Source organism: Rahnella aceris (genome assembly GCF_011684115.1).
Lineage (GTDB): Bacteria > Pseudomonadota > Gammaproteobacteria > Enterobacterales > Enterobacteriaceae > Rahnella > Rahnella aceris.
Map to the genome: position 1 here is coordinate 350,781 of NZ_JAADJV010000004.1, position 14,782 is coordinate 365,562.

The following is a 14,782-nucleotide window of genomic DNA, read 5'->3' on the forward strand; positions in this document are numbered from 1 at the left end:
CGCCTCCGTTAGACCTTTTCCACGTTAACCAGGAACGCCTTAAACTCCGGCGTTTGCGAGTTAGCGTCACCGACTGACGGCGTCAGCGTGTTGGCTAAATAACCTTTACGCGTTGCGCCTTCAAAACCCCAGTGGCAAGGGATGCCAATGGTATCAACGTGCTTACCGTCGATGGTCAGTGGCCGGATGCGTTTGGTCACCACGGCTTTCGCCACGATGAATCCGCGCTTCGAAGACACTTTCACTTCATCGCCCTGCGCAATGCCCTTCGAGGCGGCCAGACCTTCGCCGATCTCGATAAACTGTTCTGGCTGCGCAATGGCGTTCAGCAACGCGTGTTTGGTCCAGTGGCGGAACAATTCGGTGATCGAATAGGTGGTCGCCACATACGGGAAGTCTTTGGCGGTGCCCATATTCGGCAAATCGCTGGCAAAAATGCGCGCGACCGGATTGGAAATCACCGCCGGATGCAACGGGTTGGTGCCAATCGGTGATTCGATCGGTTCGTAATGCTCAGGGAACGGGCCGTCGGCCATTTTGTCAGTGGCGAATAAACGGCCGACGCCTTCCTGTTGCATGATGAATGGCCCGACACCGGACCCCGGCGCGGCGGTGCTGTAATCCGGGACATCAAAACCAATCCACTTCGCGCCATCCCAGCGGATGATTTCGCGTTTCGGATCCCACGGCTGGCCCTGCGGATCAGCGGACGCACGGTTATACAGAATGCGGCGGTTGAGCGGCCAGCACCACGCCCAGCCGGACGTACAGCCCAGACCGGAAGGATCGGCGTTATCGCGGCGCGCCATCTGGTTACCGGCTTCCGTCCAGCTTCCCGTGTAAATCCAGCAGAAACTGGCGGTGCTGCCGTCATTTTTCAGATGGGCAAACGTCGAAAGTTGCTGGCCTTTTTTCGCCAGCAGATTGCCCTGGTCATCATGAATATCAGCCAGCGCTTTGCCGTTGGCTTCGCGGGCGATTTCTTCCGGCAGCGGGTCGAGCGGATCCTGATAATCCCACGCCATATTCATTACCGGCAGCGGATTGGCACCGCCCTCTTTCTGGTACAGCTCACGCAGTTTCATAAACAGACGGGCGATAATTTTGCCGTCGTGCAGCGCTTCACCCGGTGGCTCAGAGGCCTGGAAGTGCCATTGCAGCCAGCGACCGGAGTTCACAATCGAACCGTTTTCCTCTGCAAAACAGGAAGACGGCAGACGGAACACCTCGGTCTGAATATCGGCGGTCTGCACGTCGTTCATTGCACCGTGGTTTTGCCAGAAGTTTGAGGACTCAGTCACCAGCGGGTCGATCACCACCATATATTTGAGTTTCGAGAGTGCACGCGAGGATTTGTTTTTGTCCGGGAAGGCCGCCAGCGGGTTGAAGCCCTGCACGATATACCCGTTCAGCTTGCCTTCGGTCATCAGCTCGGCCTGTTGCAGCACGTCGTAGCTTTTGTCCCATTTCGGCAGCCAGTCAAAGCCCCAGTCATTTTCCGCCGTGGCGTGATCGCCCCAGAAGCTTTTCATCATACTGACGAAAAAGTTCGGCGTGTTTTTCCAGAAATTGACCTGTCCATCCACCAGCGGTGCGGGCGTAATCTGATGCAGATAATCAGTGAAATTAGTCTGTTTTTCCGACGGCAAAGGCATGTAACCCGGCAGATTCAGCGACAGCAAACCGAGGTCGGTATAGCCCTGAATATTGGAGTGACCACGCAGGGCATTCACGCCGCCGCCCGGCATACCAATGTTGCCAAGCAGCAACTGGATCATCGCCGCACAGCGGATGGTTTGTGCGCCGCCGGTATGGTGCGTCCAGCCCAGCGCATACAAAATGGTCGAGGTTTTATCGCGCGCGCAGGTTTCCGCCAGAATGGAGCTGATCAGCAGGAAATCTTCTTTCGAGGTACCGCACAGACGTTCCACCAGTTCCGGCGTGTAACGGGAAACATGCTCTTTCAGCAAGTTCCAGACACAGCGCGGGTCCTGCAACGTTTTATCCTGTTTCGCGAAGCCTTTTTCATCCAGCTGATAGTGCCAGCTTTCTTTGTTATAGGATTTTTTCGCCGCGTTAAAACCGCTGAAAAGACCGTCGTTGAATTCATAATCTTCACGTACCAGCAGGCTGGCATTGGTGTATTCCAGGACGTATTCGGTCTGAATTTTATTGTGGGTGATCAGATAATTGATCATGCCGAGCAGGAAGGCCGTGTCAGAACCAGCGCGAATCGGCGCGTAGATATCGGCCACCGCAGCACTGCGGTTAAAGCGCGGATCGACGACGATGACTTTGGCGTTATTTTTGGTTTTGGCCTCAATCACCCATTTGAATCCGACCGGATGCGCTTCTGCCGCATTTCCGCCCATAATTAAAATCACATTGGCGTTTTTGATGTCGACCCAGTTGTTCGTCATCGCACCGCGACCAAAGGTTGGCGCTAATGCCGCCACGGTCGGGCCATGACACAGACGGGCCTGACAGTCGATCGCCACCATACCCAGCGCGCGGGTGAATTTCTGATCCAGCAGACCGGTTTCATTACTGGCCGCAGAAGAACACAGCATGCCGGTGGTCAGCCAGCGGTTGACCGTCACGTTGTTTTCATTTTTCTCGACGAAGTTGGCGTCGCGGTCATCTTTCATCAGGCGGGCGATACGGGAAATCGCCTCGTCCCACGTGATGCGCTGCCATTTATCGGAACCGGGAGCGCGGTATTCCGGATATCTGAGACGGCCTTCGCTGTGGATGTAATCCAGCACGCCTGCGCCTTTCGGGCACAACGAGCCACGACTGACCGGATGATCGGCGTCACCCTCTACGTGGAAGATATTTTCAGTGACGTTTTTCGCGCCATCGCCCTGGCTGTAAATCAGTATTCCGCAACCTACGGAACAGTAAGTGCAGTTGTTGCGGGTTTCACGGGAGCGAAGCAGTTTGTATTGGCGGGTTTCCGCCAGCGCCATGGTAGGAGTAAATCCTAATAATGCCGCCGTGGTGCCGGCCATACCACCCGCACATATTTTGAATAATTGTCTTCTGCTGACTTGCATGAAAGACTCCTTCCCATCATCTGTTAACACATTGCTTTTCAAATTGGCGCTTTCCGCAGCTGATGCGGAAGCGTTAAAATTAAAGCCAAGTACCCATAGTTTTTGTACGGCTTATGTAGCCGGAATGTTTATAAGGTTATTGCTAATGGATGTCCATCAAGTAAACGAACTGGGCGAAAAAGATGACAAAAAAGTGACTCAGATCATCGGAGCCAGCCAAAAAACGGTGATGCAGCGCGCACATCTCAATGAGCCGGAAGATGACTGGATTGCTCAGGAAGTGCCCGTTGCGCTGGTTTATAACGGCATTTCGCATGTGGTCATGATGGCTTCACCGAAAGATCTGCACGCCTTTGCGCTGGGCTTTTCGCTGTCAGAAGGGATTATTGAATCGGTCAGTGATATTTACGGGATGGAGGTGACACCAAACTGTAACGGGATTGAGGTTAACATCGAATTATCGAGCCGCCGTTTCGCCGGGCTGAAAGAACGCCGCCGCGCCATGGCGGGCCGTACCGGGTGCGGCGTCTGCGGCATCGAACAGTTAGGCGATTTATTCCGCCCGCTCGCGCCGCTGCCGTTCAGTCAAACCTTTGATCTGGCAAATCTGGACAACGCGCTGCACCAGCTGAAATCCGTGCAGGAAATCGGCCAGCTCACCGGCTGTACCCACGCCGCCGCGTGGATCACGCCGGAAGGTGAATTACTGGGTGGCTGCGAAGATGTGGGCCGTCATGTGGCGCTCGATAAAATGCTCGGTATGCGTGCCAGACAAAACGACTGGATATCCGGCGCCGCGCTGGTATCAAGCCGCGCCAGCTATGAAATGGTGCAGAAAGCCGCGATGTGCGGCATCGAAATCCTGTTTGCCGTCTCCGCCGCCACTACGCTCGCAGTCGACGTTGCCGAAAAATGCAATCTGACGCTGGTCGGTTTCAGTAAACCGGGACGGGCAACGGTGTATACGCATCCGCAGCGGTTACGTTAACTCTCTCTAAGCACCGCGTGCCTTTAGACAATTTAGGATTGTTTGCGGTTATCTGGTTCTAAGCCCCGTATAACAGGCGCTTACGAGTACCCGCACAAAGCATGGAGCATAGATAATCATTTTCAATATCATTTAATTAACTATAATGATCCGACTGATTACGCGGTGCTCACAATGACGGTGCCGCCCTACACTATGGAGACGATGAACATGAGTTATTCACTGCCATCACTGCCTTACGCATACGACGCACTCGAACCGCATTTCGACAAAGAAACGATGGAAATCCATCATACTAAACATCACCAGGCTTACGTGAACAACGCTAACGCTGCGCTGGAAAGCTTGCCGGAACTGGCTGCATTGCCGGTTGAAGAACTGATCACCAAACTGGATCAGGTTCCTGCAGACAAGAAAGTTGCACTGCGTAACAACGCAGGCGGCCACGCTAACCACAGCCTGTTCTGGAAAGGCCTGAAAACCGGCACCACCCTGCAGGGCGAACTGAAATCTGCGATCGAACGCGATTTCGGCAGCGTTGACGCTTTCAAAGAAACTTTTGAGAAAGCAGCGACCACTCGTTTCGGTTCAGGCTGGGCATGGCTGGTGCTGAAAGACGGCAAACTGGCGGTTGTTTCTACTGCTAACCAGGACAGCCCGCTGATGGGCGAAGCCATTTCCGGCGCTTCCGGTTACCCGCTGCTGGGCCTGGACGTGTGGGAACACGCTTACTACCTGAAATATCAGAACAAACGCCCTGATTACATCAAAGCCTTCTGGGCTGTTGTAAACTGGGACGAAGCAGCAAAACGTCTGGCTGAAGCGAAGTAATTTCGCCCTGCCGCCCTTCGCGGGCATGATGATGTTTTCGCCAATGGCGGGTCAGTGACCCGCCTTTTTTATGTCCTGAATTTGTATGCATGATCACTGTTTTACAGCGAATTATTCTTCCGTTTCCCACCATTATTAGACCCCGCTCGCATTAATCAAAAATACGCCACAGATCCTATAAAGTTTATTAAACAACCTACCGATAGATTGTTCACAAAGGCGTCACAAAAACGCATGTCTATTTAAAAGGGATGTTTGACGGAGAATGATTATGAGTAACGGATCGGGTCTTTCGCAGTGGATGAACAATCTCAAGGTCGGCACCAAACTGGGTCTGGGTTTCGGGCTGGTGCTTTTGATCGCGGCCGTCATTACCACTGCGGGAATGATTAAATTTAACGACATCAGTCAGCGTGCGGAAAAAGTCGATTTCAGTAATCAGATGAACGCATTACTCAATGATGCCCGCCTCAGCCGTACGCTTTATCAGCTCAATTACAATCCGGCATATCTCAAACAAAATCAGGACAACATTGACGCGCTGTCGCAACTGATTGAGCAGTCGAAAGACAAGCTGAAATGGGATGCCGCTGGGCAGGCAGAACTGGAGCAGGTGCCGGTAAAAATTCATGAATATCAGCAGGCACAAGCCGCATTTAAAGAAGCCGTCGACCGCAAAGATGCGGTACGCGCCAGCTGGAATCTTTCCGAAACCGAAGCCGTTGTGAAACGTTTACAAGATCAGCTGCGTGTGGAAGATGCCGATCCTTCCATTCGTCTTTCACTGGCCGAAGTCATTCAAAAACTGATCAACGTGCGTTATGACGTGCGCGGCCTGTTGCTCAACATCAACAAGGAATCGGAAGCCAGGCTGTTAAAGTCAATTGATGATACGCAGGCCAATGCTAAAAAGCTGAACGCATTACTGTTGCCGGATCAGCAGGCCACACTCGCCCCGCTGATGAGTGCGCTGGCGACCTATAAAGATCACGTTATGGCCTACATGCCGGCTTACGAAGATGAACAAAAGAACTCGCAGCTGCTGACAGTAAAAGCCGCTGAGATGAACACACTGGTCGCAAAAATATTCAAAAATGAACTGGATAACACGCATAAAGACATCAGTAATGCACAGATGATCATGATGGTGATTACGCTGATCGTAATGCTGGTGGGGATTATCATTGCATGGCGAATCACCCGCCAGATTGCCCAGCCGCTGCGCGATACGCTGAAAACGGCGGAGGCGATTGCGCGGGGCGATCTGACTGTCGCGCATCCAACCACACGTCGCGATGAGCTGGGTATGCTGATGAACGCGGTGTCCGCGATGAGCCAGAATCTCAGTACGATGATTTATGAAATCCGCTCCGGCGTTTCACAGGTTTCTCACGCGGCGGCTGAAATCGCCGCCGGGAATACCGATCTTTCCTCACGCACCGAACAGCAGGCCGCCGCGGTTGAAGAAACCGCCGCCAGCATGGAAGAACTGAGCGCGACGGTGAAACAGAACGCCGATAACGCCCATCACGCCAGCAAACTGGCCAGCGAGGCTTCAGGCACCGCAACGCTCGGCGGCAAACAAGTCGGCGAAGTGGTCGACACCATGCAGCAGATTTCCGGCAGCTCAAAACGTATCGCCGAAATTACGTCCGTCATCAACAGCATCGCGTTCCAGACCAATATCCTGGCGCTGAACGCTGCGGTTGAAGCCGCGCGTGCCGGTGAACAGGGTCGCGGATTCTCAGTCGTCGCCTCGGAAGTCCGCATACTGGCACAGCGCAGTGCGCAGGCAGCGAAAGAGATCGAAGGGCTGATTGCCGAGTCGGTTGAACGTGTTAACACCGGCGCGAAGCTGGTGGAAAATACCGGACGCACCATGCAGGATATCGTGAAATCCGTCTCGCATGTGCGCGATATCATGGGTGAAATCGCCTCTGCTTCTGACGAGCAAAGCCGTGGTATCAGCCAGATTTCGCAGGCGATTGTCGAAATGGACAGCACGACACAGCAGAACGCCGCGCTGGTTGAGCAGTCATCCGCTGCCGCCGATTCACTCGAAGATCAGGCCGCGACGCTGACGCAGGCAGTCTCGGTATTCCGCCTGGCCGATAACGGCGATATGCTGGCCGCACCGGCATCCGCCGCGCTGCGCCGTCCGGCCCTGCCGCTGCCAGTTCAAGGCAAAACCAGTCAGGATAACTGGGAAACGTTCTGACTGATGAACCTGCGCACCCCGCATGTGCGCAGGTATTCCTTCTACTCCCGCTGCCGAATGCAGGTTATGCTTGAGCGAGTGACATTTCAGCAGCGGAGAGCTTATGCATTATCCCGACGTGTACATCGGTACCATCGAGCATTATCCCGACTTTTCACCCAGTGCGATTGCCAAACGTCAGGTTGATGGCGCTGTCGCTCTGACGCCTCTCGGGCTGGAGAACGATCAGCAGGCCGAAAAGTCTTATCACGGTGGCGCTGACCGCGCGCTGTGTCATTTTCCCCGCGAGCATTACGCCTGGTTGCGCCAACAGTTTCCCGAAGAAGAGGACCGTTTTCATCCGCCTGCGTTTGGGGAAAACCTTTCGACACTCGGCATGACCGAAGATAACGTGTATATCGGCGATATTTTCCGCTGGGGCGACGCGCTGATTCAGGTCACGCAACCCCGTGCGCCCTGCTACAAACTGAACCATTTTCTCGACTGCAAAAACCTGTCGCCGCTGTTACAACAAAGCGGCCGCTGCGGCTGGTTATATCGGGTGGTCAGTACGGGGAATGTCAGTGGCGACCGGCCGCTGGAACTGCTGACGCGCAACAGTGAGGTGTCCGTCGCAGAAGCGATTTCTATCGCCTTCAACATGCCGTTTGATGAGGAACAGTATCGCCGTCTGATGTCTGCTGCAGGGATTTCAGCGAGCTGGAGTAAAACCATGCAGATGCGGCTGGTAAATCGCAAGATCGAGGATTTTGGGCGGAGATTGTTTGGGAAGTAAGAAACAGAACGGGTATGGCTGGAGGGGTTTTTCTTTGCTCCTCCCCCTGCGAAGGGGGAGGCTGGGAGGGGGTTATAAAGACAAAACCCGAGTCAAAGCACACTTCAACTCTTTGATTCTGCTTTAATACCCCACCCCAACCCTCCCCTTCGCAGGGGAGGGCGTGTTAGTTCAGAATTCTTTCTTAGCGAAACCGGTCACCGCTTTCAGGCCCATTTCGCGGCCCAGCGCAGTCATCGGGTGAACCACCACGATACCGCGAACGGTTTTCTTCAGCGTGCCCATATCAGCCTGTTCTTTCTTGGTGATTTCACGGCTGAACAGCTTTTCCAGCTTCTGCGCTTCGGTGCTGAGTTTTTTCTCACGCACTTCTTTTAAACGCGCGATCTCGGCAGCCAGTTTTTCTTTCTCTTCTTCGTGCTTAGCGATTAACTCAGCATTACCTGCCTGAATCACGGTCGCATCTTTGTGATTAAGTGCATCCAGCATGTCGCTGAGGCGTTTAATCTCGGCTTTTTCGACTTCTTTCATGGTTTCAGATCCGTTCATGCCGCAGCGGGCACGACTGTAAATTGGGAATAATAAACGTCAGTGTATCAGGAAGTGTGCGATTCTTCAGCTTGCTCCTGCGTTTCTGCCAGCCCCGGCGGCAAACCACACATCTCACACGCCCGCTCGCCAATGCGGATCATCGCCGAAATATAGCGGGTATCGAAAACATAACAGCACGATAAACGCAGGCCATTGGCGTAGCGACCGCTCGGTGAATACAGTTGTCCCGGCGTCATGCAGATTTTATCTTTCAGTAACTGGCGGAACAGCGTGACGCAATCGACGCCCGGCGGGAAATCCACCCAGATAACAAAGCCGCCTGCCGGTTGCGTGGCGCGGGTGCCCTGCGGGAAGTGACGGGCGATCAACGCGCGCGCCTGTTCCACCTGCGACGCGTAGCGTTTGCGTAAAACCCGCAGATGATGATCGTAACCGCCCGATTCCAGAAACAACGTCAGCGTTTGGGAAAGCAAGGCGGACTCTGCCATTGACGATACCGCTTTCAGTTTATGCAACTTATCGGCAAAGCGTCCGCCGTCCACCCAGCCGATGCGAAAATCAGGTGCCAGCGTTTTGGTAAAGCTGGTGCAAAACAGGATCCAGCCGTCCCGGTCAAAGGCTTTTACCGCTGGAGACAGCGTCGCGCCAAACTGAATTTCTGCGTAAAGCCCGTCTTCAATCAGGGGGACCTGGTGATCGTTCATCAGCCGCGCCAGCCGTTTTTTCGCCGCCAGCGGCATGGTAAAGCCCAGCGGATTTTGCGCCGTCGGCATGGCGATCACTGCATTCAGCCGTTTCTCGGTCAGCAGCATTTCCAGCACATCCAGCGACAGGCCGGTTTGCGGATCGGTGGGGATTTCCACTGCTTTCAGTCCGAGACTCGCCAGCATCGGCAGCAGATAAAAATAGGTCGGCGTTTCCAGCCCGATACTGTCGCCGGGTTTGGTGGTAACGCGCAATGCCAGCTGTAACGCCTCCATACAACCGTGCGTAATCGTGATATCCGCAGGCTCTAAAATCATGCCGAGCGTCAGTGCACGGCGCGCAATTTGCTGGCGTAACGCCGGGCTGCCCGGCGGCAGCGCGTATTGCCCGATCAGATTGGGCTGACGACGCAGCAGTGACGACATAATCCGCCCCAGTTTTCCGGTCGGGTAAAAATCGTTCGACTGCGGACAGGCCAGCGATAAGTTGGTGTAGGTGGGGTCAATTTGCGAGGCGAACACTTTGTCGATCAGATCCAGCACTTCATCTGCCGGTTCTGCCGCTGGCGTCTGCGGCTGTTCCTGCGGCTGATGGTCCAGCGCGGGCAACGCGGCACGCACATAAAAACCGGACTGCGGACGTGCCTCGATAAAGCCGCGATCTTCCAGCCGCCGGTAAGCAGCTACCACGGTGTTGATACTGACTGACCAGGTTTGTGCGCTGCGTCGCACGGACGGCAAACGACTGCCCGGTGCGAGTGTGCCACGGCGGATAGCGTCCGCCAGTTGTTCCGCCAGTTGGTTATATCGCGTGTCGCTGAAATCCGCTGTATCAGTCATGGTGTCAGTTCCGTGAAAAGTCATGGGTACAGTTTTTAGTTATGCTATCTGTAACCATAACAATAGCGTATTTCTGGTTCTGTTACCTTTCCTGTGCAGTGTTTACTCTGGTTATCTGGAAAACAGGGGATGCAGGAAAACAAAATGATCGATACCGCTTTTGTCAGTTACGTCACCGTGATGTCAATTACACCCGGCCCGAACAATCTGTTGCTGGCGGCTTCCGGGGTGAATTTCGGGCTACGCCGCAGCGTGCCGATGATGCTGGGAATTACGCTGGGCTGCGTGGTGCAGTGTGCGCTGATGACCTCCATGCTGGCGATTCTGCTGAGCTGGATGACTGTTGTGCGTCTGCCAATGGCGGCAGTGGGCTGTGCGTATCTGTTCTGGCTGTCGTGGAAAATTTACCGTTCCGGCTCGCCGAAAGAAGGCGCAAAACAGCAACCGATGAACATGATTAATGGCGCGTTATTTCAGGCAGTGAACCCGAAAGCGTGGCTGATGGCGACCAACGTGGCGATTCTGTTTACCCCGCCGGATGGCAACATGCTGCATCACACGCTGCTGATTTGTGTCGGCTTCGCGCTGATCAATCTGCCCTGCATTCTGGTGTGGGTCGTGATGGGTGACAGATTACGTCAGGCGCTACGTGTGGAATGGAAGCTGAAAATGTTTAACACAATCATGGGCGGCATGATGGCATTAACCGCGCTGTGGTTGCTGGTCGGCGAAGTGCGCCATGCGCTTAACTAAAACAAATCCCCAAAATAGTTCGGGTTGCAGGAAGGCGGCAAGTGATGGAGTCCCGATGAGCTTACTCATGTAAGTGATTCGGGTGACTGAACGCAGCCAACGCATCTGTGGCTCGAAGTATGACGGGGATTTATTTTTGCACCGGAGAAAGCCTGGAAGGCTGCTGATTACTGATGTGGGCGATCAGCCCTGTCACGGAAAGGACCATGGTGGAGCGAACGATTTGTTGATAGCGCTGACGTTGCATGGCGATCAGCGACTCGTCGGCTTCGCCCGGTTTCAGGAAAGTGGGCGCTGGCGGCAGTTCTGTCACGCAATGCAATTCACCGAACGGGCCGAGAATTTCATCATCGGTAAAACGATACTCTTCGCCGTCGTAATTCAGCTCTTCACGCAGCGCCATCAGTAATTCTGCATCTTCGTATTCATGACGGCTGATCACGCCCAGCGCATAAATCAGTTTGAGACGTACAGACAAATCACCGAGCGGTCCGGTGCCGGTCAGTAACGGTTCGACTGCATATTTCACCGCATAATCATCTTTACGGAAAACCTGCACCACCAGAATATCCAGCGCTTCGGCCAGTAACTCCACAGCGGTCATTAAAAAGCTGCGCACGGTTTTACCCGCATTAAGCTTTTCAAGTACACGGTTTTCAAACGCCTGAGCTTTTTCCATAGGGCTTACTTGCATTAAAGAGCCGATGCTGACAGCGCCCCTGGCGTCATCCATGATGCGCGCATGTCGGGCAGAAACATCCCGCCCGACAGGGCTTTCTTTGCCTGGTGTTGGCGAAATCAAAATAAACGCAGTATCAGTGCATCGATTCGTAGAGAGCGACGGCTTTCGCCACAACTTCGCCATCTTCTGGCAGACCTGAAATCTGGGCAAGGGCGGCTTTTGGCCCGACTTTCTCCAGCAATTCTACCAGTTCTTTAGCTTGCGGATCTTGCTCGCTGCGATAATGCATCGCGGCCGCAATCCCTCTCACCAGATTGTCGTTCGGCAAGCGATATTCCTGCGTGCCCAGCAAGGGTTTGATCAGACGATCACCCGCACTCAGTTTACGCAGTGGCTGACGGCCAACGCGCTCAACATCGTCATGCAGGTACGGGTTTTCGAAACGGGTCAGGATTTTTTCGATGTAAGCGAAATGTTTTTCCGGGTCAAAACCGTAACGGCGGATCAGCACTTCCCCGCTTTCTTCCATGGCACCGCGAACCACCAGACGCACTTTCTCGTCGAGGATCGCATCACGAATTGTCGCGTGGCCTGCCTGCTGGCCGAGATAGGCGGTGATGGCATGACCGGTGTTGAGGGTGAACAGTTTACGTTCAACAAACGCCATCAGGTTATCCGTCAGTTCCATGCCTGCGATTTCCGGCAATTCTCCTTTGAACTGGGTTTTATCCACAATCCATTCGCTGAAGGTTTCAACGGTGACTTCCAGCGGATCGGTGGTGCCCGCTGCCGCAGGGGGAACGATGCGGTCTACGGCGGAATCGACAAAACCGACGTGCGCTTCAACCCAGGCTTTTTCATCTTCCGGCAGGGCGTTGAATACGTGCTGTTTAAACTGGCTGGTACCGCGCACCATGTTTTCGCAGGCGATAATGTTCAGCGGCTTTTCGTTGCCTTGCTGATGACGCAGCACCAGACCTTTAGCGACGTTCGGCGCGATTTTTTCCAGCACGGTCGGACCGACGGCGGTGGTCACCAGATCGACTTCAGCGATCAGGTTGATTGCCTCCTGACCGGCGCTGTTCACGGCATTCACATTACTGACAGGCTCAACGGTGGCCTGTTCACCGACCACGTGCACGTCGTAACCTTTACGGCTGTTCAGCGCATCCAGTAAGGCAGGGCTGACATCCGCAAACGTCAGCTCAATCCCGGCATCAGCAAGTAATTTACCGATAAAACCGCGACCAATGTTACCTGCACCAAAATGTAATGCTTTCATAATATTTCCTTCAAATCGGGGGCCATACTTTATGGTAAAAAGCTTTGGGTAAAGCTGGGAGCCGCCCGGCTCCGAATCAACAAGCGGGTCTTTTATCAAGACCCGCTTAGTAACGCTCTACTGATTACTCAACCTTAGCCGCGAAGAATAGTCAGAACTTCTTCAACGCTGGTGGTGTTCGCCAGACGTTCGATAACACCTTCTTCGTCCAGCGCCGTGGTCAGTTTGGTGATCACGTTGATGTGCTCATTATTGCGCGCTGCGATACCGACGACCAGGCGTGCACGGTCATCTTCATCATCGCCCCAGCGGATACCCGCCGGATACTGGCAGAACACGATACCGGTTTTCAGCACGCGATCTTTCGCTTCGATGGTACCGTGCGGCACAGCGATGGATTCGCCCAGATACGTCGAGGTCAGCTGCTCACGAGCCAGCATCGCGTCGACATATTCTGCCTGAACATACCCGCCTTTCACCAGTTGTTCACCGGCAAAACGAATCGCGTCTTCTTTGGTCGCCGCGTTCAGGCCGAGGAAGATGTTGCTTTCGCTAATGCGGAACAGGTTTTCGTTTTCATTGTCAGTCACGATGCTGTCGCCCAGCGTGGTGGTCACTTTCTCTTTGTACTGGCTGGCTTTGTTCACTTCAACCAGACGTGAAGTCAGGTCCGTGTACAGGCCGCTGTCGAGGAAGTTGGTCAGCGAAATGTGCTGTGCGTGTGGCACCTGGCGCATGGCGCGTTCAGTCAGGTCACGGTGAGTAATCACCAGATCCACATCATCAGGCAGGTTGTTGATCGCGCTGTTGGTGACGCTGATGTTGGTCAGCCCGGCATCCTGCACTTTTTTGCGCAGCACACCGGCACCCATTGCGCTGGAACCCATACCGGCGTCACAGGCAACGATGATTTTACGTACGGTAGACAGGTCGCCCGCCACGCCTGCAACAGCAGGTTTGCCGCCTTTAGACTGGGCTTTCATATCCTGCATACGGCGTGTTGCTTCGTCCAGATCGTCGCCGTCTTTCGCTTTGGTGGTTTTCAGCAGGAAAGAAGAGATAACGAAGGACACCGCAAAGGCTGCCACGATAGCCGCGATGTTAGCGAAGTACGCACCTTTTGGTGTCATCGCCAGAACCGCCAGGATGGAACCCGGAGAAGCCGGAGACACCAGACCGCCGTTCAGCACAGTCAGGGTGAACACGCCAGTCATACCGCCCAGAATGACTGCCAGCAGCAGACGTGGGTTCATCAGAACATATGGGAAATAAATTTCGTGGATACCACCCAGGAAGTGGATGATTGCCGCACCGCCAGCTGATTGTTTAGCACTGCCACGACCGAAGAACATGTACGCCATCAGGACGCCCATACCCGGACCCGGGTTCGCTTCGATCAGGAAGAAGATAGATTTACCGGTTTCAGTCGCCTGCTGGATACCCAGCGGAGAGAAGATACCGTGGTTGATAGCGTTGTTGAGGAACAGGATTTTCGCCGGTTCAACAAAGATAGACGCCAGCGGCAACAGGTTATGAATAACCATGATGTGCACGCCTGCAGCCAGCACTTTAGACAGTGCTTCTACCAGCGGACCGATTGCCAGGAAGGCCAGAATGGCCAACAGCATACCGATAATACCGGCCGAGAAGTTGTTGACCAGCATCTCGAAGCCACTTTTGATTTTACCGTCAACCCAGCGGTCGAAACGCTTGATGCACCAGCCGCCCAGCGGACCTACAATCATTGCGCCGAGGAACATTGGCATATCCGCACCAACGATAACACCCATTACGGTGATTGCGCCGACCACACCACCGCGATCACCACCGACCAGACGACCACCGGTATAACCGATGAGCAATGGCAGAAGATAAGTGATCATCGGGCCAACCAGTTTCGCTAATGTTTCATTAGGGATCCAGCCGGTAGGAATGAACAGAGCAGTAATGATACCCCAGGCGATAAACGCGCCGATGTTGGGCATTACCATGTTACTCAGGAAGCGACCAAAGTTTTGAACTTTGATCTTAACGTCTGGTGAAAACATAAAACGCACCCCTATTGATACGCGCTGACAATAGAGCGCGTGATATCAGTTAA

The 14,782-nt window shown here is 54.1% G+C and carries 11 protein-coding genes; 5 read left to right on the top strand and 6 right to left on the bottom strand.

Annotated elements, in window-relative coordinates; translation table 11 throughout:
* Window positions 1–8: 8 nt before the first annotated feature.
* A complete protein-coding gene (fdnG, locus tag GW591_RS19820; RefSeq protein ID WP_112197180.1) occupies window positions 9–3,056 on the bottom strand; it encodes a formate dehydrogenase-N subunit alpha in 3,048 nt (1,015 codons plus the stop codon).
* Between the two features lie 145 nt (window positions 3,057–3,201).
* On the opposite strand from fdnG, the gene fdhD reads away from it, so the two are divergent.
* From fdhD to yiiM, 4 genes are all read left to right on the top strand, one after another.
* Window positions 3,202–4,044 (top strand): formate dehydrogenase accessory sulfurtransferase FdhD, encoded by an 843-nt coding sequence (fdhD, locus tag GW591_RS19825; RefSeq protein ID WP_013573394.1) that lies wholly within the window; start codon window positions 3,202–3,204, stop codon window positions 4,042–4,044.
* A 210-nt stretch (window positions 4,045–4,254) separates the two neighbouring features.
* The gene (gene sodA / locus GW591_RS19830; RefSeq protein ID WP_013573393.1) at window positions 4,255–4,875 is read left to right on the top strand and encodes a superoxide dismutase [Mn]; all 621 of its coding nucleotides are present in this window, start codon (window positions 4,255–4,257) and stop codon (window positions 4,873–4,875) included.
* Window positions 4,876–5,146: 271 nt separating this feature from the next.
* A complete protein-coding gene (locus GW591_RS19835) occupies window positions 5,147–7,093 on the top strand; it encodes a methyl-accepting chemotaxis protein (RefSeq protein WP_013573392.1) in 1,947 nt (648 codons plus the stop codon).
* A gap of 103 nt (window positions 7,094–7,196) precedes the next feature.
* Window positions 7,197–7,868 (top strand): 6-hydroxyaminopurine reductase, encoded by a 672-nt coding sequence (yiiM, locus tag GW591_RS19840; protein ID WP_013573391.1) that lies wholly within the window; start codon window positions 7,197–7,199, stop codon window positions 7,866–7,868.
* A 171-nt stretch (window positions 7,869–8,039) separates the two neighbouring features.
* On the opposite strand, the gene GW591_RS19845 is transcribed toward yiiM, so the two are convergent.
* Window positions 8,040–8,399 (bottom strand): YibL family ribosome-associated protein, encoded by a 360-nt coding sequence (locus GW591_RS19845; RefSeq protein WP_013573390.1) that lies wholly within the window; start codon window positions 8,397–8,399, stop codon window positions 8,040–8,042.
* A gap of 65 nt (window positions 8,400–8,464) precedes the next feature.
* The gene (locus GW591_RS19850) at window positions 8,465–9,964 is read right to left on the bottom strand and encodes an aminotransferase-like domain-containing protein (RefSeq protein WP_013573389.1); all 1,500 of its coding nucleotides are present in this window, start codon (window positions 9,962–9,964) and stop codon (window positions 8,465–8,467) included.
* 144 nt (window positions 9,965–10,108) lie between these two features.
* Between GW591_RS19850 and GW591_RS19855 the strand changes: the two genes are divergently transcribed.
* Window positions 10,109–10,717: a LysE family translocator gene (locus tag GW591_RS19855; RefSeq protein ID WP_013573388.1), complete on the top strand. Its 609-nt coding sequence runs from the start codon at window positions 10,109–10,111 to the stop codon at window positions 10,715–10,717.
* 130 nt (window positions 10,718–10,847) lie between these two features.
* Here GW591_RS19855 and GW591_RS19860 read toward each other — a convergent pair whose 3' ends face one another.
* From GW591_RS19860 to GW591_RS19870, 3 genes are all read right to left on the bottom strand, one after another.
* On the bottom strand, window positions 10,848–11,396 hold the full coding sequence (locus GW591_RS19860) for an MltR family transcriptional regulator (protein ID WP_014411435.1): 549 nt from the start codon (window positions 11,394–11,396) through the stop codon (window positions 10,848–10,850).
* A gap of 136 nt (window positions 11,397–11,532) precedes the next feature.
* Window positions 11,533–12,681, bottom strand: a complete 1,149-nt coding sequence (locus tag GW591_RS19865) for a mannitol-1-phosphate 5-dehydrogenase (protein WP_013573385.1) — start codon at window positions 12,679–12,681, stop codon at window positions 11,533–11,535.
* 134 nt (window positions 12,682–12,815) lie between these two features.
* A complete protein-coding gene (locus tag GW591_RS19870) occupies window positions 12,816–14,729 on the bottom strand; it encodes a PTS mannitol transporter subunit IICBA (RefSeq protein ID WP_013573384.1) in 1,914 nt (637 codons plus the stop codon).
* Between the last annotated feature and the right edge of the window lie 53 nt (window positions 14,730–14,782).